The organism is Paractinoplanes pyxinae (genome assembly GCF_026626335.1).
Lineage (GTDB): Bacteria > Actinomycetota > Actinomycetes > Mycobacteriales > Micromonosporaceae > Actinoplanes > Actinoplanes pyxinae.
This window is the reverse complement of sequence record NZ_JAPNTZ010000001.1, coordinates 450971-475868: the sequence shown is the minus strand read 5'-3', so window position 1 is coordinate 475868 and position 24898 is coordinate 450971. Positions and strand designations below refer to the sequence as shown.

The following is a 24898-nucleotide window of genomic DNA, read 5'->3' as shown; positions in this document are numbered from 1 at the left end:
GATGCGATCGCTTCCTACGGCGGACGACGTTCGGCTGCGGGACGGCCTCGTCGCTGGGTCCGAAGACAGTTTGGCCGAGGTGTACGACACGTACAGCCCGATCGTCTACGGCATGGCGTTGCACATGACTCGCGACCGTGGCGCCGCTGAGGACATCACTCAGGAGGTGTTCGTCGACCTTTGGCAGCGGCCGGAACGGTTCGATCCACACCGTGCGCCGCTCGGCGGGTGGCTCAGCATGATCGCGCGGCGGCGGGGCATCGACTGGGTGCGCCGGCGCCGTACGCAGGAGAACGCCCTGCTGGCGGGGGCCTACGGCGAGCCGGACCATCACGTCGAGGACGCCGCTCTGGTCTCGGTCACCTACACGCATGTGCGGCGGGCTGTCGCCGCGCTGCCCGCGCCCCATCGCCAGGCGGTGCTGCTGGCCTACTACGACGGACTGACCTACCGGGAGGTCGCGCGCACCCTGAACATCCCCGAGAGCACGGCCAAGTGGCGGCTGCGCAACGCCCTGCACCGCATCGGCGAGCGGCTCACCGCCGAGGGCATTCATCCGTAGACCTTCGATGGTTGGTGTCTGACCTGGCCAAGGCGTACCGTCCGGATAGCTCGCAGGGGTGGGGAAGGACACGTTGACCGCGATCTTCGGAACGGCGCCCGGATCACTTTCGGACTTCGAGGTGATCTCGGAGCTGGGGCGCGGGGCCGGTACGGCCGTCTACCGGGTCCGCCGCCACGGCGACGAGTATGCGCTCAAGGTGCTGTCCTCGGCCGACCCGAACGCCTTGACGGCCGTGCGGCGGGAAGCCGCCCTGCTCGGGTGCGTCGGGAATCCGCTGCTGCCCCGGATCTTCGAGGTGGGCGAGACGGTCGCCGGCCCGTACCTGGTCCTCGAGTACGTCGAGGGGTCCTCGCTGACCCAGGCCCTGCGCCGCGGGCCGTTCGACGAGGACATGGCCGTACGGCTGGCGATCGACCTGGCCGGGCCGCTGGCCGCCGCGCACAGCGCCGGGCTGGTGCACCGCGACATCAAGCCGGACAACGTCATCGTGGAGCCGGCCGGCACCGCGCGCCTGATCGACTTCGGTCTCGCCGTGCGGGACGGGGCGTACGACGGCGGGGTCGCGGGCACCCCGGCGTACAGCCCGCCCGAGCAGACCGGGATGCTCAAACGTCCGGTCGACGGCCGGTCCGACCTGTACGCGTTGGGTGTCCTGCTGTTCGAATGTGTCACCGGCGAGCCGCCCTACCGGTCGCCGGACGCGGGCGAGCTGATCCGCCTGCACGCCACCGCGCCCATTCCCGACGCCCACGAGCGCAACCGGGCCGTCTCGCCCACCCTGGCCGCGATCATCGCCACGCTCATGGCCAAGGACCCCGACGACCGCTACCAGAGCGGCGAGAGCCTGCTCAGCGACCTGCGCCGGGCCGCCGCGGGCCCGTTCCCGGTGGCCACCGACCGGCGGCCGATCCAGCCGGCCGGGCCGGTGCTGCTGGTCGGCCGCGACCAAGAGATGATCACGCTGGCCAACCGCTGGCTGCAGGCCCGCGACGGCACCGGCGGGGCGGTCATCGTGGAGGGCCCGGCCGGGGCGGGCAAGACCCGGCTCGTACGCGAACTGACCAACGCCGTCGCGGTGGACGGCGACCTCGTGCTGCACGGCAAGTGCATGCCGGACGATCCGGTGCCGCTGGCGCCGCTGCGAGTCGCCGTCGAGCGGTACCTGCGCACTGTCGAGCGGCTGCCCGCCCGCGACCGCGACCAGGCCGTGGAACGGCTGCGCCGGGCGGCCGGGCGCGGCGGGCCGCTGCTGCACAGCCTGTCGCCGCTGCTGGCCGACCTGGTGCAGATGCCCGAGATCGGCGAGCAGAGCCGGCACGAGCAGTTCACCCACGCGGTGTCGGCGTTCCTGATCGGGCTGGCCGACGAGTTCCAGGGCGCCGTCGTGCACATCGACGACGTGCAGTGGCTGGACGGCCCGACCCGCCGCGTGCTGCAGCAGATGACCAGCCGCCTGACCGCCACTCCCCTGCTGGTCATCGCCACCGCCCGGGACGGCGCGGGCGACGCGCCGGCGCTTGACCGGTTCGGTACGGACATGGACACCACTCTGGACACGCGGATCACGCTCGGCCCGCTCGGGCAGGACGCGGTGGCCCGGCTGGTCGACGATCTGCTGGGCGCCGTGCAGCTGCCGGGTGAGCAGGTGCGGGAACTCGCGGCGCGGGCCGGCGGCAACCCGTTCACGGTCGGCGAGTACGTGCGGGCGGTCATCGACGCCGGGCTGATCTCGCCGGCGTGGGGCGAGTGGCGGCTCGACCTGGCCGGCCTGGACCGCATCGACGTCACCGGCGACGCGGCCGACCTGGTGCTGCAGCGCATCGACGGCCTCGGGCTGGAGAGCCGCCATCTGCTGATCACCGGGGCCGCCGCCGGGCGCTGGTTCCCGTCCGACCTCGTCGCGGCGGTCTGCGACAGCGAGCCCCGCCGGGCCCGGGCGTTGCTGGCCGAGGCCGAGTCGCGGCGGCTGGTGATCGCTTCCGGTCCGGACGGCTACCGGTTCCGCCACGACCGGATCCGCGAGGCCCTGCTGGCCGGACTGGACGGGCAGACGGAACGCCGGTTGCACCAGCGCATCGCCGAGGTGCTGGACAACGCCCGCCTCGACAGTCCTCGTTTCGTGTACGCGACGGCCCGCCACTACGCACGCGGTGAACCCGGTCGCCGGCCCGAGCGGGTCTACCTCAGCGGATACGCGGCCGGCCGGTTGGCCTTGGCCGAGCACGCGCCGGCCGAGGCCCGCGAGTTCCTCGAGGTGGCCGCCCGGGCCGCCGACGCCGCGGGGCTGACCCCGCAGCCGGGGTTCTTCGTCGCGCTGGGCACCAGCTGCGCGCGCACCGGCCGCTTCTCCCAGGCCCTGCGCCACCTGGACCAGGCGCTGCGCGGCGAGCCGGACAAGCTGCGCCGGGCCGAGATCCGGGCCCTGGTGGCCCTCGTCCACAACAGCGCCTGGAACCCGGACCGCGCGTTCGACGCCGTCCGCCGCGGACTGTCCGAGCTGGGCTCACCGTTGCCGCGTAGCCGGCCCGGCCTGGCCGTGACGACGCTGATCTCCTTGCTGCTCGGGCTCTTCGTCGGGCGTACGCGAATAGGGTTCGGCACCGCCGACGGCCGCCGCCGAGAGCGCTATCGGCTGCAGGCCATCCTGTACGACATCGCCACCTATTCGCTGTCGATGCGGATGCACCGGGTCATGCGGGCGGTGATGAGCTTCCGCGCGCTCTATCCGATCAACCGGCTCGGCCCGGGTCGCGAGTACGCGCAGCACATGGCCGGGCTGGGCGTCATCGCCGACGTGGCCGGCAAGCCGAAGTTCGCCGACCGCCTGTTCGACCGGGCCGCCGCCGTCGCGGCCGAGAGCGGCGACCCGGAACTGGTCGGCTACGTCGAGTGGAAGCGCGGCGTGGGCAGCCACTTCGGTGGCCGCGACGAGGACAGTCACATCTGGGGCCGGGTGCTGATCGAGCACGAGAAGTGGCTCGAGCTGGGCGACTACCTGACCGGCGTGGGCGGCGTGTGCATGCAGTTCTACAAGCGCGGGCGCACCGCCGACGCCGAGGCCTGGCTGCGTCGCGGGCGGGCCCGGCTCGGTCCGGGCGCCGAGGCCGAGGGGGCCGCGGTGCGTGCGGTGGCCGCCATCATCGCCGCTCAGCTGGGCCGGGCCGACGAGGCCGCCTCGCACATCGAGGCGCTGCGCCGGTTCCTGCTGGCCAACCCGGACAACCCGATGCAGCTGATCAACCTGTACGGGGCCCGGATGGTCGCCCTGTTCGAGACCGACCAGCTGGGTGAGCCGTTCGACCAGCTCACGGCCGAGTTCGCGGCGCTGCGGATGAAGCCCGGCTCGATGGTCCCCGAGCAGCGGGTGTTCTTCGTGTTCGAGGCGCTGGGCCGGCTCGCCCGCTGGCACCGGGCGGGGCTGTCGGAGAGCCGGGAGGCCCTGCGCTCGGCGGCCGAGCAGGCCGTCGACCGGCTGGGCGAGAAGGCGACCGACAAGCCGCTGCGCGGGTTCCACCAGGTGGCGCACGCCGAGTTCCAGCGGCTCGACGGGCGGCCGCTGGAGGCTGTGCGGCTGCTGGCCGATGTCGAGGTGGAGCTGCTGCCGCTCGACGCCCCGCTCATCGCGTTCGAGGCGGCCCGCGTACGGGCAAGGGCCTTGACCGCTTTGAATCAGACCGCCTCGGCCGCCCTGCAGGCAAAGGCCGCCCACACCATCGCCACCGAGCAGCAGTGGCCGCAGCGGGTGCGCTGGGTCGAGGACGAGTTCCCGGCCGGGCGGCCCGAACCGGCCAGTCCCGTCCGGGCCGCCACCGACAGCCACCGCCCGACCGACCTGTTCCGGCGCCGGCTCGAGGCGTTGCAGCAGGTCAGCCTGGCCTCGGCCAGCGTGCTCGACCCGCGCGAACTGGCCCGGGTGGCGCTCGACGAGACGCTGCGCATCCTGGGCGCCGAGCGGGCCCTGCTGTTCCTGCCCGGTCCGGGCGACGGCCAGCTGGTGCCGTTGGTCGGCCGTGACGGCGGCGGGCACGACCTGCGGCAACTCACCGGCTACAGCGCGACCCTGGTCGAGCGGGTGCGGCGGACGGCCGAGCCCATCGTGGTGACCGGCAGCGAGGAGGGCGAGGCGCTCGGCTCGCACAGCGTCCAGGTGCACGGCCTGCGCAGCATCCTGATCGCGCCGCTGCAGTTCGACAATCAGCTGCGCGGCGTGGTCTATCTGGACAGCCGGATCGCCAAGGGCGTGTTCACCGCGGACGACGTGGCCATCCTCAAGGCGATCACCAACCACATCGCGGTGTCGCTCGAGACCGCGCGGGCGGCCCAGCTCGAGGTGGCGGTGCAGGCCGCCCGCCGCCAGCGCGACGTGGCCGAGACGCTGCGCGCGGCGATGGCCGATCAGAGCTCGTCGCTCGATCCCGACGAGGTGATGCGTCGCCTGCTGAGCAGTCTTTCCCGTACGCTCGATGCCCCCGCGGCCGTGCTGCTGACCGGGGCGGCGGACGGCCAGCTGGTGGTCGCGGCCGCCCACGGCGACACGGCCGAGATCGGGCGGCACATCTACCCCGTACCGGCCGAATTGCTCGATCTGCAGGGCCCGCGCACGTCCACCGTCACGGCCGGGTTCGACGACCTGCTCGGCCCGGTGGGCAGCTGGTGGGCCATCCCGGTCGCCCAGCACGACCAGCAGGCCGGCATCCTGCTGGTCGGGTGCCGGAACGCGATCACCGAGGCCCAGGCGGAGGTGGCGGCGGCCATCGCCGGGCAGGGCATGACCGCGTACGAGAACGCCCGCCTGTTCAGCCAGGTGCGCCGGATGGCCACGATGGACGGTTTGACCGGCCTGAACAACCGCAACCACTTCTTCGCCGAGGCGGGCCGCCTGCGCCGCGACCCGGTGGCCGCCATCATGATCGACATCGACCATTTCAAGAGCATCAACGACACGTACGGCCATCCGGTGGGCGACGAGGTCATCCGGGTGGTCGCCGACCGCCTGCGCAGCGCCGTCACCCCGCTCGACGTGCTGGGCCGCTACGGCGGCGAGGAGTTCGCCGTGGTCACCCCGCAGACGCCGGCCCTGGCCGCCGACCTGGCAGCCCGCCTGCACTGGGTGGTCTCGGGCGACCCGGTCCCGACCGCGGCCGGCCTGCTGCCGGTCACGATCAGCGTCGGCCTGGCCTGCTCGCGCGACGACGCCCCCGACCTGAACCAGCTGCTCACCCAGGCCGACCGAGCACTCTACGAGGCCAAACAAACCGGCCGCGACCGCGTCGTTGCCTACCCGAACTGACCGGTCCGGGTCGGGTGGCCGCCACCGGCCGGCCGCGGGGGGCGACGCTGGGCGGTCAGCCGTCGACTCGGTAGCGGGCGAAGATCGTGCCCTTGGAGAAGGTGTGATGTTCCAAAAGGGTCAGGTTGCGGCGGACGCCGGCGGGCAGGGCTGAGGTGCCGCCGCCGATGATTACCGGGCAGATCACCAGGCAGATCTCGTCGACCAGGCCGGCGCGGTGGGCCTGGGCGGCCAGGTTGGCGCCGCCGATCGCCAAGTCGCGCGTGGCCGACTCCTTCAGGGCACGCACCGCCGCCGGGTCGAAGGTGCGCTCGATGCGGGTGCGGGCGCTGCGCGGCTCGTCGAGCGTGGACGAGTACACGATCTTGTCGGCTGAGCGCCAGATCTCGCTGTAGTCGAGGATGTAGTCGGGGTGGCCGGGCTGCTCGTGCGCCGTCTCCCAGTAGGCCATCACGTCGTACAGCCGGCGGCCGTACAGATGCGTTCCGATGCCCCGGTCGAGGTCGTTCAGGAAGCGGTGCACCTCTTCGACCGGCTCGCTCCAGCCGAACTTGCCGTTCTCGTCGTTGACGTAGCCGTCCAGGGACACGATGTCGGTGTTGATCAGCTTGGCCATGCCTGCGCCTCCCACTCTGGTTGCACCTTGCAACCAGAGTTCACCGTAGGCAGACTGCTTGCGAAATGCAACCGCTCAGCGGCGGGCGTCGTCCAGCAGGCGGCCGACCCGCTCGACCAGGTCGGCCGAGTCGAACGGCTTGGCCATGTACTCGCTGGCGCCGATCGAGCGGCCGTAGCTCGCGTCGAGGTCGCGGCCCCGGGCACTGAGGATCAGCACGGGGATGCGAGACGTACGGGCCATGCCCTGCAGCTGCTGGCAGACCGAGAGCCCGTCCAGGCCGGGCATGTCGATGTCGAGCACGACCAGGTCGGGGTGCTGGAAGTTGGCCGCGGTCAACGCGTCGTTGCCGTTGTTGACCGTCACGGTCTGGTATCCGGCCGCGGCGAGGCGCAGGGCCACGAGGTCGCGGACGTCCTCGTCGTCCTCGGCGATCAGCACGGTTGAGGTCATGGCGGACGCTCCTGGGGAGAGGGGGCTGATGCCCACATCTATCGGGCGGGCCCGCCGCCGTACGAGACCTTCTCAGTAGCGGGACGAGAGCAGTTGGGAGCGTTTCCGTTGCTTCGCCGCGTACAGGGCGGCGTCGGCCCGGTCCAGGGCGGCCTCCAGACCCTCCCCGGGCTCGGCCGCCGCCCAGCCGACCGAGGCGCCGACCATGGCCGCGTCGAGCTCGGCGGCGATGCGGCTCATGACGGCCTCGGCGCCGGCCGGCGTGCATCCGGGCAGCACCAGGCCGAACTCGTCGCCGCCGATGCGGGCCACGAAGTCGGTGTCGCGTACGGCCCGCCGAGCCACCACCGCTGCGGCCTTGATGTAGGCGTCGCCGGTGGCCTGACCGCGGGTGTCGTTGATCGTCTTGATCCCGTCCAGGTCGATCACGGCCACCACCGTCGGGTCGGCCAGCCGTTCGAAGCGGGCCTGGTTGCGTTCGACGATGCGCTGCCAGCCGCGCCGGTCGGGCAGCCCGGTCAGAGCGTCGGTGTCGGCGCTCAGCTGCTCGCGCAGCAGCGCGTTGGTGGCCAGGTCCTGCAGGCGGTCGTTGGCCAACGCGGCGGTGAGCAGCCGGCCCAGCAGCACGAGCAGCGGTTCGGCCTCGGCCAGCCGCGGGTCGTTGGCGCGCACCTCGGGGTCCAGCCCGCAGATCGCCCCGAACAACGTGCCGTCCGGCTCGGTGATGGCCGCCCCGGCGTACGTGCCGATGTTGATCAGCTTGTTGACCCCGGCCTTCGCGTACGCGGGTACGGCTTGAGCGTCCACCGCCACGGCCGGGGTGTCACCGGCGGCCATGTGGATGCAGAAGCTGTCCTCCCACGGATGGCTCTGGCCTTGGCGCAGCCCGTACCCGTTGTCCGAGTCCAGATACAGGTAGGTCTGCCGGCCGTTCTCGACGCGGGTGACCGCCCAGAACGCCAGCGGCAGCTGCTCGTGCAGGTAGTCGAGCACGAGCTGCGAGGCGTGTTCGAAGCCGGCCGCCGCGAAAAGCTGTTCCTCCTCCCCGTCCGGAGACGACGAGGACGGCGACGACGAGGACGGCGGCGTGACGCCGGGCGCGGGCGCCTCCTCCTCGGGCGGGGGCGCGATGGTGGCGTCGGCGGGCAGGGTGAACGTGAAGCGGGAGCCGTCGCCCTCCGGAGAGGCGGAAGCCGAGATGTGGCCGCCGTGCCGTTCCACGATGCGTTTGCAGATACCCAGGCCGAGCCCGGTGCCGCTGTAGCCGGCGGCGCGGTGCGCCCGGTGGAAGCTCTCGAAGATGCTTTCGTGCTGGCCTTCGGGGATGCCGATGCCGTTGTCGTCGATCGTCACGGTGACCAGGTGGTTGGCGTGCTCGGTGCGGATGCGCAGCCGTGGGACCACTCCCGCGTCCGTGTACTTGATCGCGTTGCTGATCAGGTTCTCCAGCAGCTGCCGCACGAGCACCGGGTCGGCGTAGACCGGGCTCAGCTCGCCGATGTCGAAGGCCGGCACCGGCGTGCCCGCGCTCTGCGCCTGGTCGATGCGGGCGATCGCGATGTCGTTGGCCAGCGCGCCCAGGTCGACCAGGGTCGGGGTCAGGGCGGCGTCGCGGGCGGTGGTGTACGCCAGCAGGTCGTCGATCATGCCGCGCATCCGCCGGGCGGCCCGGCTGATCCGGCCCAGCCCGTCGCGGGCCTGCGGGTCGTCGGGCGTGCCGGGCTCGTCGAGGGCGTCGGTCAGCCAGTCCGTCCAGCCCTCGACGGTGGCCAGCGGGTTGAGCAGGTCGTGGGCCACGACCCCGGCGAAGGCGGCCAGCTCGTCGCGGTGCCGGCGCTCGGCGGTGACGTCGTGGAACACGGTGACGGCACAGCGGGCGCCGTTCCGGTCGCCGGGCACCACGGCCGAACTGACGCTGAGCAGACGGCCCTGGGGAACACCGGGATTGCGGACGAGAATGTCCATCCCTCGTACGTCGGTGCCGGCCAGGGCGCGTCGGTGCGGCACGTCTTCGGGCGCCACCGGGGTTCCGTCCGGGTGGAACAGGCCGTAGTAGTCCGGCCGGCCGATGTGCTCGGAATCGCTGACCACCCCGCCCATCAGCCGCCGGACGGCCGGGTTGCGCAGCAGCAGCCGGCCCTGATCGTCGACGACGTGCAGGCCCTCGACCATCGAGTTGACGATGGCGGTCATCAGCCGGGCCTGGTCGGCGGTGGCCTCCTGCTCGGTGCGCAGCTGCCGGACCAGGGCGACCCGTTCGTCGCGGCCCAGCGCCAGGGCCAGGCCGACCACGGCGATCATGCCGACGAAGGCCTGCGCGACCAACGCCCGGGCCGGGTGCGAGCCGATGAACGCGAACGCCCCCGAGCCGTGCAGCGTGAACAGCACCGCCGTCGTGCCGAAGACCAGGCCGTGCAGGACGACGAAGGCGGTGTTCAGGCGCGAGCCGGCCCACACGGTCAGGCCGATGACGGTGAAGGCCAGCGGGAGGTGGTGGTTGATGCCGAAGACAGCGGCGTAAGCCCCGACCGACAACGCCACTACTGCGACGTACTCGAGACGCAGTCGCAATTCGCGGGCGTGGCTCCAGGTGAACCAGACCGCGGCGAGCACCAGAATGCTCACGGTGTTGCGGGTCATCCAGACCGCGGTGGCCGGCCACGAGTACGAGCCGGAGACCGCCCACACGCCGGTCGGCCCGATGAGCGCCCCGCCCGCCGTACTGACGAGGGCGACCGCCATCAATCGCCACAGTTCCCGCGTACGAGTAAGGGGTTGCACCACCCATCGGCGAACCAGCCAGGCGAACAACCCGGCCTGCACGACGTTGGCCAGCACGAACCAGACCGCCAGCGAGAGCGAGGCCCCGGTGGCCATGTTGACCACGATAGTGATCAAGCTCAGGGCGGCGACGTCGGCCGAGCGCCACCGCGACTCGAACTGCACCAGGAACCACACCGCGGAGACGCCCGCCGCCGGCCAGACCAGGCTCAGGTTGGTCTCGTCCATGACCGTCAGCCGGCCGGCCCAGGTCGCGGCCAGGAAGGCGAGCGAGAACCCCAGCGTGCGCGCCGCCGACGAGCGCCAGCTCATGGGTCCCCCGTCCTGCGTGTGGTCTCTCAAGACCCATCGGCACCGGGAACCACCGGCTGAGCCGTCAGGCGGTGAAGCGCAGCCGTCGGCGCCGCACGAGCAGCACCGCGACGGCGCCCGCGGCCAGCAGCAGCGCGCCGCCGCCCAGCACGGCGCCGGTCGGGGCGCCGGTGACCGGCAGGCCGCCGCCCTCGCCGCCGTCCGTGGGCGCCGGAGCCGGGGCGGCCGTCTTCGTCGGGGACGCGCTCGGCGAGGCCGGCGCGGTGGGTTCGGTGGTGCCGCCGCCGCCGGGAGCGGGGCTGGGCGTCGGGACCGGGCCGTTGTACTTCGGGTAGTTCTTCTCGAAGGTGCCCGAGACCGGGTCGCCGTAGGCGCGGGCCGGCGTGACCAGCGGGGCGTCGTCGGCCTGGAAGACCAGGCCGGGCGTGACGCCGTGCTCGGCGGTGGCCGTCACCTTGGTGATCCGGTCGGGGTCGATCGAGCGGACGAACGCCACCCCGCCTCCGTTGATCACGTGGGTGATCAGCCAGGTGCCGCCGTCGTAGCGGCTGTCGGTGATGGCGTAGCCGTTCTCGACGGTCAGCGCCATCCGGCCGGGGCCGTTGACGACCAGCTCGGGGGCGTCGACGTAGCCCGGCTCCTCGAAGGTCACCGTGCGGTGCGGCTCGCCCGTCGCCTCGCGGGCCCGGGTCAGGTAGTCGTACACCTTCTTGATGACGGCGTACTCGTTCTCGGCACCCAGGCCGGCATTGGCGCGCCAGGCGCCGAGCGTCACGTTGTCGGTGCGCTTCCAGATGGCGGCCTGCGTGCCCAGGCGCAGCAGCTGGTTGACGGTCGCGGCCGAGGCGCGCGGCGGCACCTTCGCGCCGGCGGCCGCGACGAGCTGGTCGCGGCCGACGGACGGGTAGCCGTGCTCGATCACCCATTGCGCGTACGCCAGATTGTTGTTGCCGGCCTCGGCCCAGGTCACGTTGGCGTAATCGTCCGAGCCGGCCGGGGCCGTGCGGCTGAACTCGAGCGAGAAGGCGGGAACGGACGGACCGCGCGTCTCCGCCATCTGCAGCCCACGAACGACCGTCGGCGTCCCGCCCAGCAGCAGCGTGCGCGATGTCCCGTCGGGCCAGGCGACGGCCGTCAGCGGCTCGTCGGCCGCCATCGCCGGCGCGGCCGCGCCGAGCACGAGCCCGGCGCCGGCCAGGAGGGCAGGAATCAGCCCCGACAAACGATTTCTCACTTACTTCTCCCCCGTGATCACGTGTGCCGGGGCATTCAACCACGTTCACCGGGTTCCCGCTGCGGCCTGGTTCAGCAGCCGTTTCGCGTGCCACTCACGGCCACGTCGTCGTACCAGAGGGTGTCCGCGCCGTCGCCGTAACTCTCCCAGCCCAGGCGCAGATCGGTCAGGGCCGGGCGCCACGTGCGGTTGAGCCACTGGCTGTCGATGTCGTGCGTCGGCACGCCGTCCTCGAGCAGCCCGGGCACGGACGTGTTGTTCAGCCAGGTCTCGATGGTGCCGTCGCGTCCGTCGACCTTGTACTCCACGCAGTTCCACGTGTTCACCGGAAGCGGGCTGGAGAGAGCAACGCCGGCCGGGCTCTGCTCGGGCAGCGTGGCGTCGTCCGAGGCCCGGTTGAACTGCAGGGCGCCGTTCTGGCCGCCGAAGCGCAGATCCCGGTTGCCGTCGGCCGAGTCCCGCATGGCCACGGCGGTGACGTGGGCGGCGGGCAGCGCGGTCGTGTGCCGGACCCAGAACCGTACGTACCAAGCGTTGGCCGCCGTGCCGAGGATCTGGGTGTTGCGGACGAAGACGTGGTTGCAGTAGCCGGCGGCGCCGTTGATGCGCAAGGAAGTTGAGCCGCTGTGCGCGACCGTGCGGTCGATGGCGGCGGTGCCGGCGCCGGAGCAGTCGGGGTAGGTGACGGCCCAGTTGCCGCCCGGGACGCTGCCGGTCTGATCCTCGAAGCTGTCGCCTCCGCCCTGCGTCGGCGGCGGGGTGGTGGGTGGCGGTGTTGTGGGTGCCGGAGTGGTGGGCGCTGGGGTTGTGGGCGTCGGGGTGGGGGTGTCGCCGTTGCAGGAGACGCCGTTGAAGCTGAAGTCCGTCGGCGCCGTGTTGGTGCCCGAGTACGTCGCCTGGAAGCCGAAGCGGGTGGATGCGCCGGTCGCGAGGGGGCCGTTCCAGCCGACGCTGGTCGCGCTGACGGCGTTGCCGGTCTGGGTTACCGTGGCGTTCCAGCCGCTCGTGACGCGCTGGTTCCCGGCGAAGGTCCACGAGAGCGTCCACGAGGTGACCGGGGCGCCGCCGTTGGTGACCTGCACGTCGGCCGTGAACCCGCTGGACCAACTGTTGGCCGTCCACCCCACGGTGCAGGCCGGCGCGGCCGACGCCGACTGTGAACCCACGAACCCGGCCGCGACCGCTGCCGCGGCCGCCGTCATGACTGCCAGAACCCTCACGCGCACGGCTCAACCTCCTTGGGAGCGCTCCCATACATCGATGACTGTAGTTGCGTACGGGCGCGTTGTCACGAAATCAGCGGCCGCCCTGTCCTGGCTGTTCAAGGAGGCAGACATGAATCAGCTACCACCAGGGGTCGACCTCGTCTCGACCCGGCCCGACGCGACCGCCCTCATCCCGGACGGCGCCGAGGCCAGAACCATCACCGTCACGCTCAGCCCCGGCGATCCGGGCGCCCCACCGCATCGGCATCCCGGTCCCGTCTTCGGCTACGTGACCCAGGGCGAGATCCTGTTCGAGCTGGAAGGGCAGCCGCCGCGCGTGATCAAGGCGGGCGAGTCGCTGTTCGAGCCGGGCGGCGACACGATCCACTACGTGGGCGCCAACAATCTCGCCGACGCGCAGTCACAGCTCCTGGTCATCATGTTCGCGCCGCCCGGGACGCCGATCCTCACCGTGGTCAGCGAGGAGGAACTGGCCGAACGCAAACATCTGCGCTTCAGCGAGCGATGAGATCCGGCGTCGAAGGTGGTCCAACCGGTATGACTGCTACCTACACCTTCGACGTCTTCTCCAGCCTCGACGGCTTCGGCACGGCCACCGGCGACTGGACCGGCTACTGGGGCAAGCAAGGCCCCGAACTGCTGAATCACCGGCTTTCCCAGTACGAGCGGGAGCAACGGATGGTCTTCGGAGCCAACACGTACCGGGCCTTCGTGCAGCTGCTCGGTTCGGACGAGGAGCAAGCCGCACGCGATCCGTGGGTGACCAAGATGATCAACCTGCCGGCCACGGTGGTGTCGAACACCCTGCAGGGCCCGCTCGAGTGGGCCGACGGCACCATCGCGACCGGTGACGCCGTCGACGTCGTGGCCCGGCTCAAGCAGGAGTCGGACGTGCCGCTGCGCTCGCACGGCAGCCTGTCGATGAACCGGGCCCTGATGGCGGCCGGCCTGGTCGACTTCGTGCAGGTCAGCCTGTTCCCCGTGATCACCGGCCGGAACGGGCAGGACCCGATCTTCCGGGGTGCCGAGGATTTCGACCTGGAACTCGTCGACACCCGGACGCTCGACGGGCGTACGCAGGAACTGGTCTACCGCCCGACCCGGCACGGCTGACGATTCTTGTCGTACCCCCGGCGGACACTTGTCGGGTGAGCGGTGGACGAAGGCGTGAGGCGAGTGTGGCCCACGTCGACCTGGACGCGATGTTCGCGGCGGTCGAGCAGCGCGACAAGGTGTCGCTGCGCGGCCGCCCGGTCATCGTGGGCGGGGTTGCCGGTCGCGGCGTCGTGGCGACAGCGTCGTACGAGGCCAGGCGGTTCGGGGCGCGGTCGGCCATGCCCACCGCCGAGGCTCGCCGCCGCTGCCCGTCCGGCACGGCTTTCCTGGCGCCCCGCTTCGCCGCCTACCGCAAGACCAGCGAGGTCGTCATGGCGCTGTTGGCCGAGGTGTCGCCCCTGGTCGAGCAGGTTTCCATCGATGAGGCGTACGTCGATCTGGCCGCCGCCGGGCACGACCTCACCGTCGAGGCGGTCACCAAGCTCGCCGAGCAGGTCCGGGCGGAAATCGCCGTCGCCACCGGCGGGGTCACGGCGTCGATCGGCCTCGGCACGTCCAAGCTGGTCGCGAAGATCGGATCCGACCTGAACAAGCCGGACGGGCTGACGGTGGCCGCCCCCGGCGACGAGCAGGCGCTGCTGCACCCGCTGCCGGTCACCCGCCTGCCCGGCGTCGGCCCGGCCACCGCCGAACGGCTGCGCCGCGCCGGCCGCCACACCATCGGCGACCTGGCCCGCGTCGAACTGCCCGAGCTGATCGACTGGTTCGGCCAGGCCCACGGCGCCGGCCTCTACCGGCTGGCCCGCGCCGACGACGACCGCCCGATCGTCGGCGAACGCGAGGCCAAGTCCGTCTCGGCCGAAGAAACGTTCGACGTCGACCTCACCGACCGCAACCGCCTCAACCACGAGATCGACCTGCTGGCCACCCGAGTCGGCGGCCGCCTACGAGCCGGCGGCCTCTCCGCCCGCACGGTCACCATCAAGGTGCGACACCACGACTTCACGACGATCACCCGCTCGGCCACCCGCTCCCAGCCCACTGACGACCCGAGGCTGGTCGCCCAGTTCGCCCGCCGCCTGCTCGCCGAGGTCGACACCTCATCCGGCATCCGCCTGCTGGGAGTCGGCGCGACCACCCTGGCCGACTTCGTCCAGGACGACCTCTTCGGCGCCGCGGCCACCACCACCGAACCCGAACCCCTCGAACCGGAAGCTTCGGTTACGCCGGCCCCAGCCGCGGCGGCCGAATGGCGCCCCGGCCAGGACGTCCACCACGACGAACACGGCCCCGGCTGGGTCTGGGGCAGCGGCCGCGGCCGGGTGACCGTCCGCTTCGAGGGGCCGCTCACGCCGCCCGGCCCGGTCCGCACTTTCCCCGTCGACGACCCCACCCTCCACCCCGCCGACCCACCCGACTGGAGGCCACCGCTGTAACTGCCCGACCACCCCATCGTCCGACGCGTTCCGCCCGCGTCGCCCGGTGCGTTCGGTTTGCGTCGCCCGGCGCGTTCGGTTTGCGTCGCCGCGTGCGTTCGGATCGCGTCGCCGCTTGCGTACAGTTCGCGTCGCCGCGCGCGTTCGGTTCGCGTCGCCGCGCGCGTTCGGTTCGCGTCGCCGCGCGCGTTCGGATCGCGTCGCCCCGCGCGTTCGGATCGCGTCGCCCCGCGCGTTCGGATCGCGTCGCCGCGCGTCCGGTTCGCGTCGCCCCGCGCATTCGGATCGCGTCGCCCCGCGCGTTCGGCCTGTGTCGCGTGGCGCGCCCGCCGACCGATGCCGCTCCCTGGAGCCGGCCGCCTATCCTGCGATCATGAGTGAGGTCGGGACGCGGTCCTACGTGGAGCGCATGCGAGCGTTGGTCGGCCGCGAACCGCTCGTGGTGGCGGCGGCCGGCGTGCTCGTCTGGGACGACCGGCGGAGGGTGCTGCTTCAGAAGCGCTCCGACGACCAGACCTGGTGCATTCCCGGAGGGGCCGTGGAGCCGGGCGAACAGCTCGAAGACGCCGCCCGGCGGGAACTTCGCGAGGAAACCGGCCTCGTCGCCGGAAAGCTCACCCTGCTGTCGGCCCGATCCGGCCCGGAGTGCTTCCTGGTCTACCCCAACGGTGACCAGTGCCAGGTGATCTCCCTGACCTACCGCGCCGAGTCCTGGTCTGGGCATCTCGACCGGGCCGACCCCGAAACCACCGACCTCGAGTTCTTCGACCCGCTCGAACTGCCAGAGATGAACGCCTACAACCGCGCCCTCTTCACCCACCTGGCCTTAGAGGGCCGCCTGCAGCCGCCCGCGCCGGCGTGATCGCTGTCTCGAGCGGCCAGCGCGCTGGGTGTTCAGCGTGTGAGTGCGATCCTCAGGCGGCACATCGCGTGGGCGGGCAACTGCGCGCTCATCAGGCGGGAAGTGGTCAGCGTGAGGTGATGGCCAGGGAGCCGAAGCCGGCGGCCGCGGTCACGTCCAGGCCGGAGCCGTCGCCGGTGGTCAGGACGGTGTTCTGGGCTATGCCGCGTTCGCGTTTGCCGTAGAGGCTCACCTCGCCGGCGCCGGAGCGGGCCTGGACCCGGACCGGGACTTCACCCTCGGTATCGATGCTCCACTCGCGGACGCCACCGGACATGCGAATGGGCAGGGGCTGGTCGGAGCCGGGCAAAGTCAGGTGGACGCGGTCGGCGCCGCCCGACAGGTCTACCTCGCGGACTGTGCCGCCGGTCAGCACGAACGTCGCTGCCCGCACGCCTCCGTTCATGCGGATCGTCCAGGCAATTCGGTCGTCCAGTTGCACGTCGAGGCGGCCGTCGCCCTCAGAGCCGGTCGGGCGGGTGGTGAGCCGCACGTCGGTGCCGTCCACGGTGGCAGCGGGGTTCAGGGCGCTGCCGGTCGGTGTGCTGACCCGGATCGGGCTGTCGGCGGGCCGGCCTAATGTCAGGTTCAGCTCGGTCACGTTGCTGGCCAGGTCAAACGTTCCCGCGGCGAACGCCGGGCCGCTACTACCCACCGACGTCGCCGGCGTCGACGAGGTGGAGATGACCAGGGCGGCCACCCCGACCAGAACCGCGACGCCGGCCACCGCCAGCACCTTCAACCGCAGCCCGCCCGTCGACGGTTCCGTCCGCGCGTCCGGAACCACGTCGAACTCCTCCGTGGGCGGTTCCTCATCCGGCCGAGCCGCCGCCGCGTCGGACGTCGGCCGGGTCGGGCCGCTGCGCCCGCCGGCCGAATCCAGCGATCGATCAACGGGCTGAGCGGCCTCGTCTCGGTAGGCGGAGCCGGCCGCGCCCGGTGAGGGGTCACCGGGCTGCTCGGCTCGGTAGGCGAAGCCGGCCGCGCCGGACAGCAACGGGTAGGTCTCGGTCGGGTCGTCGAGCCCGTCCATCGGGGATCTCCTCGCTGCGGCCGTCAGGGTCGCCTGGAGGTACGGCGCTCGGGCCCGCGAAGGTTCGATCGGGACCGGCCCCGAAAAGGCGCAAGCTGCGTCTAGGTGGCGTTCCGGCAGCGCGTTGAACCGGCCGGATGGATCAGGTACTGGCCGCCCCGGGTGACGGCCCGCGGAATCAGCTGCGGCGCAGAAGGGCCTGGTAGACCGAGTGCACCAGGATGGGGCGGCGGACGCTTCGCAGGACGGGTTCGAAGAACTCCTGGCGGTAGTCGGGGTTGGTCATCGACGTGGTCGAGAACGAGACCCCGCCGAACGAGGCGAGCAGCGCGGCCAGCTTGAACAGGGCGACCGGCAGGCCGATCTGCAGGGTCGGCTCGTGCCCGATCCACGTCTCGGCCGTCTCGGGCTGGACGGTGATCAGGCCCAACGCCACGAAGAACAGGAACAGGCCGAGCCCGATGACCGCCGCCTGCACCAGCTGGCGGACGGTCAGCAGCACCAGCACGTTGATTTCCTGCGAGTGCTGCAACGGCTGCAGTTCGGCCGGCGGCACGTCGACCCCGGCCAGCGGGGTGCCCTCGCACGCCTCGGCCAGGTCCTGCGGCGTCGGGGTCGGGCCCACCGGGTCCTCGTCGTAGCCCTTGACCACCCGCCAGGTCGCCAGCCCGACAATGACGGTCAGCAGCGCCAGAACGAGCCAGACCCGTACCCAGGAAAGCCTGTCGAGAAGTTGCCACAGCTCGCCGGTGAAGAACAGGAACAGCGTGCCGAACAGCACCACCGGCAGCGAGCGGCCGAACGAACGCGGAACGTCGGCCAGGCCTTTGGCCAAGTCACCGAGGGCGTGACGAAGGGCCGCCACAACACCGTACGCGGTAGCAAGATAGGCGCCCGCGAAGACGGCCAGATAGATGAAAAGCCCGGCCAGCCCGACGATCAGCGAGACGTCGCCCGAAGGGCCGGCGAGCTCTTCGCTGAACGCGCCCGGCCATGCCGCGTGCACCAGCGGCCCGCCGACCACGAACAGCACACCGAAGAAGACCGCCACCCCGATCAGCCCGCCCCGACTCAGCCGCGGCGGCCGGCGCCCGTTGAGCCCGGCCGTGAACGGCCAGATAGCCGCGACCACCAGCAAACCCAGCACCAGCGTGAGGAACGTCGGCACCGAGGCCACCTGCAGCAGCCAGTACACGGTGGCCCCGCTCAGCAGCGGCAGCATCCGCGGCACCACCTGGGCCCGGGCCGAGAAGTCGGCAATCATCTGGGGCAGCGCGGCCCGCACGAACCAGCGCTCAGTACGGTTCAGGGTCGCCGCGAGTGATCCGCTCACGCGCACGATCGAACCATGAACCCCATCAGTCGGTGAGGTCGGTCGACACGCTCAGCTCGCGCCACTGGTCGATCTCGGCCAGCTGGCCGTCGAGAACGGCGGTCGCCGCGGTCACGGCGTCGGTGCCGAGCATCAGCAGAGCCGGCGGCCGGTCGGACTCGGCGGCGGTGATCAGGGCCTGCGCCGCCTTGACCGGGTCGCCGGGCTGGTTGCCGTGCGCGGTGTCATGCTCTTTGCGGCGCTTGCCCGCCGTGTCCGCGTAGTCGTCGATCACGGTGGCCGACTGGGTGAGCGACCGCCCGGCGAAGTCGGTGCGGAACCCGCCCGGCTCGACCGCGATGACGTTGATGCCGAGCGGCGCCAGCTCTTGCCGCAGCGAGCCGGACACGCCTTCCAGAGCCGCCTTGCTGGCCGCGTAGTAGCCCGACCCCGGCGGGCACACCTTGGCCCCGATCGACGAGATGTTCACGATCGTCCCGCTCCGGCGCTGCCGCATGCCCGGAAGAACCGCCTTGATCAACGCGACCGGCCCGAAGAAGTTCGTCGCGAACAGCCGCCGCACATCCTCGTCGTCACCTTCCTCGACGGCCGCCCGATACCCGTATCCGGCGTTGTTGACCAGCACGTCCACGCCCCCGAAGCGACTCTCCCCCTGCGCCACCACCTCGGCCACGGCACCAGGGTCGGTCACGTCCAATTCCAAGGCCAGAGCGCTTCCCGGGTACGTCGTGACGAGATCACCCACCGAGCCGGTGTTCCGCGCGGTGACGACCGCGTTGTCCCCGCGAGCGAGCACGGCCTCAGCCAGCGCCCGCCCCAGCCCGGTCGACGATCCGGTGATCAGCCAGGTGGCCATCTCGAACTCCCTCAAGCGCGACTGTCGGCGTGCCGATCGGCACACCCCATGTCATCACCTGTCGGTCCAGGTCGCGAGCCGGGTCCCGTCCTGGTGGTAGAGGGCCACCACGAGGTCGCCGTTGGGACCGGACGCCGGGTTCGAAACCGACACCGTGCGCTGCTCGCTGCCGCCTTGGAGGATGAGCACCATGGCCTCGTCGTAGCCGGTGTCCCGGGGCTGAGGCGGCTTGTCCTCGGAGCCGTAGTACTTCAGGAGGCTCGGGAAAAAGACGTAAGACCCCGACCGTACGGCGATCGAAAGCTCGAAGAACAGCGCGTCCTCACCCTCCGGGCCGTCCGGTCCGTCCGTCGGCTTCAGGGTGGCCGAGAGCTTGAGGTTGCCCCGCTGCACGTCGATCTTCTTGCCGATGGCGGCCTTACGCGCCGGCGAGGGCGAGGGGGCAACCGTGGTCTCCGGAGCCGGCCGCACCGACACGTCACAACCGGCAGCCGCAATCATCAGCGCTGCCACAACCGCCAGGCCTCGAGAAACTGTCATGTGGACACTCCTCCCCTGCGTACCTGTCGGCCAGAGTGGCATTTCCGGGTATTGGCCGAAACAAGCGACGGCTTGGACAATCAAAGGCTGGACAATTTCCTCGTACGAAGGGAAGGTCCGATGGCCCGGCCCGAGCGCCCGTTCGACCCGGCCGCCCACGCCGTGGTGGTGCGCTTCGCCGAGGCCCTGAGAGCCCTACGCCGCGAAGCCGGGGGGCCCACCTACCGCCAGCTCGCGCCGCGGGCTCTGTGCTCGAAGGCCAGCCTCTCCGAAGCCGCAAGCGGCCGCCGCCTGCCAACCTGGGAGGTGACAAGCGGCTTCGTCCAAGCCTGCAACGGCAACGTCGACGCCTGGCTTCAACGGTGGCAGGACGCTCGGATCGAGCTTGGCCTGTCGCCGGACCCGAAGGCCCGCACGCCGGGGTCGTCGCCGTCGCGCAGGGAGGCACGCACCGGAGACGAACCAATCCGCGCCCCACAGTTCGCACCGGGACCGCCGCCGTCCACCGCCGGCAAACCGATTCACGACCTGCGGCTCGCGCCGGGAACGTCGCCGTCCACCGCCGGCAAGCCGATTCGCGACCCGCGGCTCGCGCCGGGATCGTCGCCGTCCACCGCTGGCGAACCGATTCGCCGCCCGCGACTCGTGCCGGGGATGCCGGTCGAGGACCCTACTCGGGCCGGGAGCCGTCGTAGTTGCGGACCTGTGGATAAAGAGGCGCGCCCTGGGACCGAGTCGGCACGGACGCCGCGCTTCGTGGGCCGCTGCGAGCCCGTTGCCGACAACGCCGACCCCAAGCGCAGCGGCTGCGCCGACGACCCGGCCGGCATCGTGACTCTTGACCGCGTCGAGGTGCACACCGCCCGCCAAGAACTGCTGGGGGTGGCCGAGCTGCGGCACGCGCCGACCCACCGGGCAGCTTGGGGCCGCTTCTTGCCCAGCGACCGCATGCTCTACCTGCGCTTGGAGGCAACCGTCACGATCGTCGCCGCCCGCCCGTCCACCCACACGGTCGGCACCCCGTTCACCGCAACGTTCGACGGCCAGGCCGTGTACGGCGACATCCTGCTCGTCGGCCCGGGCCCGGTCGAAATCACAGTCACGGTCCACTCCTCCGCCGGCGGCGGCTCAGCCACAACGGCCTGCCTGGGCGGATGACCCCGGCGGCGCTCAGCAACGACGCCCCGCCCCGGCGACCGACTGCCGGCGCGAATGACCGCGGCGCGCTCAGCAACGGCAGCCCACCCCGGCGACCGAGCCGGCGGCGGCCCGTCGTGATGAACAAGGCAGCGGCGGCTGGACTGGAAACTGTGAACTCGGCGCCGAAGGCGTCCTTTGTGGGGTGCGGCACCGCCGCTAGAGCATCCTAGGAGGCTAGGAACTAGGTAGGGAGGCCGATCGCGGGCGGGGTCACGCGTCTTGAGGGTTCGGCACGATCAGCACCAGCGGCGCCGAGCAAGCCGATGACTGCGCGTGGCCTGTGGATGACGGGTACATGTTGACGTGTTGATACATGTTGATACACATAATCAACACGTCAACATGTCAATGTGAGGCGGGTCCGTGGTGGGTCAGAGCCAGCCTGCTCGGCGTAGGACTCGGTGCAGGATGAAGGCGCTCACCAGCAGGAGCAGGAGGACGCTGGGGTAGCCGTAGCGGGACGTCAGCTCGGGCATGTGGGTGAAGTTCATGCCGTAGATGCCGGCGATCGCGGTCGGCAGTGCGGCTATGGCGGCCCAGGCGGCGATCTTGCGGAGGTCGTTGTTCTGCTCGACGGTCAGCTGGGCCAGGCGGGCCTGCAGCAACGCGTTGAGCACGTCGTCGAAGGCGACCACCTGCTCGACGGCGGCGGCGTGGTGGTCGGCCACGTCGTTGAAGTAGCGGCGGGTCTCTTTGGGCAGGTCGGCGAACTGCTTGCCGGCCAGGGCGGCCAGTGGGCGCTGCAGCGGGAGCACGGCTGCCTTGAACTTCATGAGCTGGCGCTTCAGCTGGTAGATCTGCTCGACCGTGACGGGGGTGCCGGGGGCGAACACGGCCGCCTCGGTCAGCTCGAAGTCGGTCTGCATGGCGGCCGCTATGTCCACGTACGCGTCGACCAGGCGGTCGAGGATGGCGTGCACCACCGACCACGGGCCGTGGGACAGCGCCTGCTGGTCGTGGCTGAGGTCGGCCCGCAGCGAGCTGAGCTCCATGACCGTGCCCTGGCGGACGGTGATCACGAAGTGCGGGCCGATGAAGAGCCGGACGAAGCCGGTGCTGACGATCTCGCTGGTCGCGGTGACGCGCTCGTGCTCGACGTATTGGGCAGCCCGGACGACCAGGAACACCACATCCTCGTACCGCTCAATTTTGATTCTCTGCTCGCGGTGCAGGATGTCCTCGACGGCCAGCGGGTGCAGCCCGAACACCTCGGCCACGCGGTTGAGCGCGGCCTCGGTCGGTTCGTGCAGGCCGAGCCAGACGAAGGCGTCCTCCCGCTCCTGGGCCCGCGCGTACAGGTCGGCCAGGTCGGCGGCGGGGCCCGGGCTCTCGACGGCGAGCCCGTCGACGTACAGCTCGCAGCCCACGATGGCGGTGTGGTCAGCGCGTCCCCGCACGACCGGCCGCGGCGGTTGCCAGGTGCGTCGCCCGTCCAAGAGTCACCCCCGGACCGGAGCCTACTTCCCGGCGTCCTCGCGCTCGAAGGTTGCCACCGGTGTGCCGGTCTCGACGGTTCGGGTGACGGTGCACAGCTTGTCGTGGGACTGGCGCATGACGCGGGGCACGACCTGGCGCGCCCGGTCGCCCTCGGGGCCGTCCGGGAAGGTGAGGTCGAACTCGATCTCCAGGTTCTCGAGCCGGTTCTCGCCCTCCTCGGTCTTCACCTTGGTGCCGCGCACGCGGATCACGAACCGCGACGGCTCGGTCTTGCGGCTGGCCACCAGGTCGACGTCGATCCCGGAGCAGCCGCCCAGCGCGGCCAGCAGCAGCTCGACCGGGGTGAAACGCTCGTCGTCGCCCGAACCCATCGGGATGACCCCGCCGCGGACGTTGCGCACGTCGTACTGGCCGGCGCTGGTCCGCTCGATCTCGACCGACCGGATGCTCTCGTTCGTCATGCCGGCCGACGCTACCCGGCGATCTACCAGGGCAGCTCGCCGGCTTCGTCGCGCAGGGTGCCGGTCGGGCCGTCCGGACCCAGGGTGGCCAGGCCGACGACCACGCGGGCGCTCTCTTCGACGGCGCGGCCGATGCCGAAGGCGGCGGTCATGTCGGTGGCGGTCGTGCCGGGCTCGAGCGCGTTGAACTTGACGGCCGGCTCGGACTTGGCGTACTGCAGGGTCAGCATGGTGGCGGCCGCCTTGGACGCCGCGTACAGGGCGAGCGGCATGCCGTACTCGGGGCGGTCGGGGTTGGTGACGGCCCAGAACGAGCCCATGCTGCTCGAGACGGTGACGACTGTCGGGTTGGACGATTTTCGCAACAGCGGCAGCGCGGCCTCGGTGACGCGCACGATGCCGACGGCGTTGGTGTCGAAGGCGCGCAGGGCGGCCGGCCCGTCGACCGGTCCGTCGGCCAGGATGCCGGCGTTGTTGACCAGCACGTCAAGATGGCCCTCGGCCTCGCCGATGTGCGCCAGGGCGGCGTTGACGGAGGCGTCGTCCGTCACGTCGAGCTGCACGAACTGCGCTCCGAGGTCGGCTGCGGCTTTCTCACCCCGTACGGCGTCACGGGACCCGACATAGACGGTGTGGCCCAGTTCGAGCAGCTGGCGGGCGGTTTCGAAGCCGATGCCCTTGTTGGCGCCGGTGATCAGTGTGACGGTCATGGGACCCAAGCTAGGAACGGCCGGACGCCGGACCCAGAGCCCCCTTCAGCCTGGGGTGCGGCAGGACCCCCTCTGTCCCGGCGGGCCGACCTAGGCTGGTTCCGTGAGCGAGACGACCAACGCCCTCGGCGCCTTCCTGCGGGCCCGGCGCGAGCTGGTGACGCCCGAGCAGGCCGGCATCCCCGAGGTCGGGGTGCGCCGGGTGCCCGGTCTGCGGCGCGAGGAGGTCGCCATGCTGGCCGGCATCAGCGCCGACTACTACCTGCGGCTCGAGCGCGGCCGCGACCGCAACCCGTCGGTGCAGGTGCTCGAGTCGATCGCCCGGGTGCTGCAGCTGGACGACGACCACGTGGCCCACCTGCTGACCCTGGTCGCCGAGCCGCACCGGCCGCGGCGGCGCCGGCCTCGCCGCGAGACCCCGCCGCCGGGCGCGCTGAAACTGCTGCACTCGCTCATCCAGCCGGCCTTCATCGAGGACCGCTACTTCGACATCCTGGCCTCGAACGATCTGGCCCGGGCGCTGTCGCCGCGCCTCGACGCAGGCGGCAACCAGATGCGCGACCTGTTCCTCGACCCGAGCGAGCAGGCCCTGCACCCGGAGTGGAAACAGGTCACCGAGTGCTTCATCGCCAACCTGCGCCAGGCGGTCGGCACGGACACCGACGACCCCCGCTTCATCGAGCTCACCGGCGAGTTGTCGCTGGCCAGCCCGCGGTTCCGTCAGCTCTGGGCCCGGCATGAGGTGCGAAGCCAGCGTGGTACGCCCATCCGGCTCAACCATCCGCAGGTCGGCGAGCTGACCCTGAACCGGGAACGCCTGAGCATCGCCGGCGCCGAAAGCCTCATGCTCGTCGTCTACCACCCGGACGCCGGCTCCGGCGACGCCGAGAAGCTGGCCCTGCTCGCGTCGGCCGGCCTGCCCGCCCGAAGCGCGCCCGCCGGCCTGCCGGCCAGCAGCTCCGAGACAGCGGCGAACCGTCAGCCGGTCGCGGAGGGCACCTTGGCGAAGCAGTGCGCGCCCGGCATGCCGACGTAGACCCCGTACACCGGAATCGGCTGATAGCCGTGCCGGACGTACAGGGCGACCGCCTCGGGCTGGCGGTCGCCGGTGTGCAGGATGACCCGGGGCGCGCCGAGCCGCCGCGCCTCCACCTCGACGGCGTCGAGAAGGGCGGCGGCGACACCGCGGCCGCGCCAGGCCGGCGCGACGTACATCCGCTTGATCTCCAGGTCGGGCCCGTGGCGGCGGAGCAACGCGTGCCCGATCGCGGTGCCGTCGTCCGCCACCGCGAGACCCACCCACACCACACCTTCACTCGTGACGACCATCTGCGGTTCGTCACCGACGGGCGGCATCCGGTCGGCGTAGCGCTCGCGAATCTCGGCCCGCATCGCCGCCCGCAGCGCCTCGCCCGCGGGGTCGTCCCAGCTCACCGACCGGATGGAGAAGGCCACGAC

Annotated in this window: 21 protein-coding genes; 8 read left to right on the top strand and 13 right to left on the bottom strand. The window is 71.5% G+C overall.

Going from position 1 to position 24898, the window contains the following annotated elements; translation table 11 throughout:
* Window position 1: 1 nt before the first annotated feature.
* Both OWR29_RS02135 and OWR29_RS02130 read left to right on the top strand, forming a co-directional pair.
* Window positions 2-562, top strand: coding sequence for an RNA polymerase sigma factor (locus OWR29_RS02135; RefSeq protein ID WP_267560554.1), 561 nt, complete (start codon window positions 2-4; stop codon window positions 560-562).
* A gap of 73 nt (window positions 563-635) precedes the next feature.
* The gene (locus tag OWR29_RS02130; protein ID WP_267560553.1) at window positions 636-5855 is read left to right on the top strand and encodes a diguanylate cyclase; all 5220 of its coding nucleotides are present in this window, start codon (window positions 636-638) and stop codon (window positions 5853-5855) included.
* A gap of 55 nt (window positions 5856-5910) precedes the next feature.
* Here the strand turns inward: OWR29_RS02130 and OWR29_RS02125 are convergent, their stop codons facing one another.
* The 5 genes from OWR29_RS02125 to OWR29_RS02105 all read right to left on the bottom strand — a co-directional run bounded on the left by OWR29_RS02125 (window position 5911) and on the right by OWR29_RS02105 (window position 12477).
* Window positions 5911-6471: a dihydrofolate reductase family protein gene (locus tag OWR29_RS02125; RefSeq protein ID WP_267560551.1), complete on the bottom strand. Its 561-nt coding sequence runs from the start codon at window positions 6469-6471 to the stop codon at window positions 5911-5913.
* A 75-nt stretch (window positions 6472-6546) separates the two neighbouring features.
* Entirely contained in the window at window positions 6547-6924 is a 378-nt protein-coding gene (locus OWR29_RS02120; protein WP_267560550.1) for a response regulator transcription factor, read from the bottom strand.
* A 72-nt stretch (window positions 6925-6996) separates the two neighbouring features.
* On the bottom strand, window positions 6997-10017 hold the full coding sequence (locus OWR29_RS02115) for an ATP-binding protein (RefSeq protein WP_267560549.1): 3021 nt from the start codon (window positions 10015-10017) through the stop codon (window positions 6997-6999).
* A gap of 64 nt (window positions 10018-10081) precedes the next feature.
* Window positions 10082-11251, bottom strand: a complete 1170-nt coding sequence (locus OWR29_RS02110; protein ID WP_267560547.1) for a Cys-Gln thioester bond-forming surface protein — start codon at window positions 11249-11251, stop codon at window positions 10082-10084.
* Between the two features lie 71 nt (window positions 11252-11322).
* Window positions 11323-12477: a cellulose-binding domain-containing protein gene (locus OWR29_RS02105; protein ID WP_267560545.1), complete on the bottom strand. Its 1155-nt coding sequence runs from the start codon at window positions 12475-12477 to the stop codon at window positions 11323-11325.
* 109 nt (window positions 12478-12586) lie between these two features.
* On the opposite strand from OWR29_RS02105, the gene OWR29_RS02100 reads away from it, so the two are divergent.
* From OWR29_RS02100 to OWR29_RS02085, 4 genes are all read left to right on the top strand, one after another.
* The gene (locus OWR29_RS02100) at window positions 12587-12985 is read left to right on the top strand and encodes a cupin domain-containing protein (RefSeq protein ID WP_267560544.1); all 399 of its coding nucleotides are present in this window, start codon (window positions 12587-12589) and stop codon (window positions 12983-12985) included.
* A gap of 29 nt (window positions 12986-13014) precedes the next feature.
* Entirely contained in the window at window positions 13015-13590 is a 576-nt protein-coding gene (locus OWR29_RS02095) for a dihydrofolate reductase family protein (protein WP_267560543.1), read from the top strand.
* 35 nt (window positions 13591-13625) lie between these two features.
* Window positions 13626-14969, top strand: coding sequence for a DNA polymerase IV (locus OWR29_RS02090; protein ID WP_267560542.1), 1344 nt, complete (start codon window positions 13626-13628; stop codon window positions 14967-14969).
* Between the two features lie 373 nt (window positions 14970-15342).
* Window positions 15343-15831: an NUDIX hydrolase gene (locus OWR29_RS02085; RefSeq protein ID WP_324291212.1), complete on the top strand. Its 489-nt coding sequence runs from the start codon at window positions 15343-15345 to the stop codon at window positions 15829-15831.
* A gap of 106 nt (window positions 15832-15937) precedes the next feature.
* Here OWR29_RS02085 and OWR29_RS02080 read toward each other — a convergent pair whose 3' ends face one another.
* The 4 genes from OWR29_RS02080 to OWR29_RS02065 all read right to left on the bottom strand — a co-directional run bounded on the left by OWR29_RS02080 (window position 15938) and on the right by OWR29_RS02065 (window position 19632).
* Entirely contained in the window at window positions 15938-16903 is a 966-nt protein-coding gene (locus OWR29_RS02080; RefSeq protein ID WP_267560541.1) for a hypothetical protein, read from the bottom strand.
* A gap of 178 nt (window positions 16904-17081) precedes the next feature.
* Window positions 17082-18236 (bottom strand): hypothetical protein, encoded by a 1155-nt coding sequence (locus OWR29_RS02075; RefSeq protein WP_267560540.1) that lies wholly within the window; start codon window positions 18234-18236, stop codon window positions 17082-17084.
* A 25-nt stretch (window positions 18237-18261) separates the two neighbouring features.
* Window positions 18262-19092: an oxidoreductase gene (locus tag OWR29_RS02070; RefSeq protein ID WP_267560539.1), complete on the bottom strand. Its 831-nt coding sequence runs from the start codon at window positions 19090-19092 to the stop codon at window positions 18262-18264.
* A gap of 54 nt (window positions 19093-19146) precedes the next feature.
* On the bottom strand, window positions 19147-19632 hold the full coding sequence (locus OWR29_RS02065; protein ID WP_267560538.1) for a hypothetical protein: 486 nt from the start codon (window positions 19630-19632) through the stop codon (window positions 19147-19149).
* A 120-nt stretch (window positions 19633-19752) separates the two neighbouring features.
* Here OWR29_RS02065 and OWR29_RS02060 point away from each other — a divergent pair, with 120 nt between their 5' ends.
* Window positions 19753-20790, top strand: a complete 1038-nt coding sequence (locus OWR29_RS02060) for a helix-turn-helix domain-containing protein (protein WP_267560537.1) — start codon at window positions 19753-19755, stop codon at window positions 20788-20790.
* A gap of 413 nt (window positions 20791-21203) precedes the next feature.
* Here OWR29_RS02060 and OWR29_RS02055 read toward each other — a convergent pair whose 3' ends face one another.
* The 3 genes from OWR29_RS02055 to OWR29_RS02045 are packed head-to-tail and all read right to left on the bottom strand — an operon-like array spanning window position 21204 to window position 23440.
* Window positions 21204-22229: a magnesium and cobalt transport protein CorA gene (locus OWR29_RS02055; protein WP_267560536.1), complete on the bottom strand. Its 1026-nt coding sequence runs from the start codon at window positions 22227-22229 to the stop codon at window positions 21204-21206.
* Between the two features lie 60 nt (window positions 22230-22289).
* Window positions 22290-22730 carry an OsmC family protein gene (locus tag OWR29_RS02050; RefSeq protein ID WP_267560534.1) on the bottom strand — a complete coding sequence of 147 codons (441 nt, stop codon included), beginning with the start codon at window positions 22728-22730 and terminating at the stop codon, window positions 22290-22292.
* Between the two features lie 23 nt (window positions 22731-22753).
* A complete protein-coding gene (locus tag OWR29_RS02045) occupies window positions 22754-23440 on the bottom strand; it encodes an SDR family NAD(P)-dependent oxidoreductase (protein ID WP_267560533.1) in 687 nt (228 codons plus the stop codon).
* Between the two features lie 103 nt (window positions 23441-23543).
* On the opposite strand from OWR29_RS02045, the gene OWR29_RS02040 reads away from it, so the two are divergent.
* Complete coding sequence (locus OWR29_RS02040) at window positions 23544-24476, top strand: helix-turn-helix transcriptional regulator (protein ID WP_267560532.1); 933 nt, start codon at window positions 23544-23546, stop codon at window positions 24474-24476.
* On the opposite strand, the gene OWR29_RS02035 is transcribed toward OWR29_RS02040, so the two are convergent.
* Entirely contained in the window at window positions 24419-24895 is a 477-nt protein-coding gene (locus OWR29_RS02035) for a GNAT family N-acetyltransferase (protein ID WP_267560531.1), read from the bottom strand. The two genes, OWR29_RS02040 and OWR29_RS02035, sit on opposite strands and share 58 nt — an antisense overlap.
* Window positions 24896-24898: the final 3 nt, after the last annotated feature.

Coding starts and splice junctions, on each gene's coding strand:
- OWR29_RS02135 (WP_267560554.1), top strand. CDS start 2: ATGCGATCGCTTCCTACGGCGGACGACGTTCGGCTGCGGGACGGCCTC.
- OWR29_RS02125 (WP_267560551.1), bottom strand. CDS start 6,471: ATGGCCAAGCTGATCAACACCGACATCGTGTCCCTGGACGGCTACGTC.
- OWR29_RS02120 (WP_267560550.1), bottom strand. CDS start 6,924: ATGACCTCAACCGTGCTGATCGCCGAGGACGACGAGGACGTCCGCGAC.
- OWR29_RS02115 (WP_267560549.1), bottom strand. CDS start 10,017: ATGAGCTGGCGCTCGTCGGCGGCGCGCACGCTGGGGTTCTCGCTCGCC.
- OWR29_RS02100 (WP_267560544.1), top strand. CDS start 12,587: ATGAATCAGCTACCACCAGGGGTCGACCTCGTCTCGACCCGGCCCGAC.
- OWR29_RS02095 (WP_267560543.1), top strand. CDS start 13,015: ATGACTGCTACCTACACCTTCGACGTCTTCTCCAGCCTCGACGGCTTC.
- OWR29_RS02085 (WP_324291212.1), top strand. CDS start 15,343: ATGAGTGAGGTCGGGACGCGGTCCTACGTGGAGCGCATGCGAGCGTTG.
- OWR29_RS02080 (WP_267560541.1), bottom strand. CDS start 16,903: ATGGACGGGCTCGACGACCCGACCGAGACCTACCCGTTGCTGTCCGGC.
- OWR29_RS02070 (WP_267560539.1), bottom strand. CDS start 19,092: ATGGCCACCTGGCTGATCACCGGATCGTCGACCGGGCTGGGGCGGGCG.
- OWR29_RS02065 (WP_267560538.1), bottom strand. CDS start 19,632: ATGACAGTTTCTCGAGGCCTGGCGGTTGTGGCAGCGCTGATGATTGCG.
- OWR29_RS02060 (WP_267560537.1), top strand. CDS start 19,753: ATGGCCCGGCCCGAGCGCCCGTTCGACCCGGCCGCCCACGCCGTGGTG.
- OWR29_RS02050 (WP_267560534.1), bottom strand. CDS start 22,730: ATGACGAACGAGAGCATCCGGTCGGTCGAGATCGAGCGGACCAGCGCC.
- OWR29_RS02045 (WP_267560533.1), bottom strand. CDS start 23,440: ATGACCGTCACACTGATCACCGGCGCCAACAAGGGCATCGGCTTCGAA.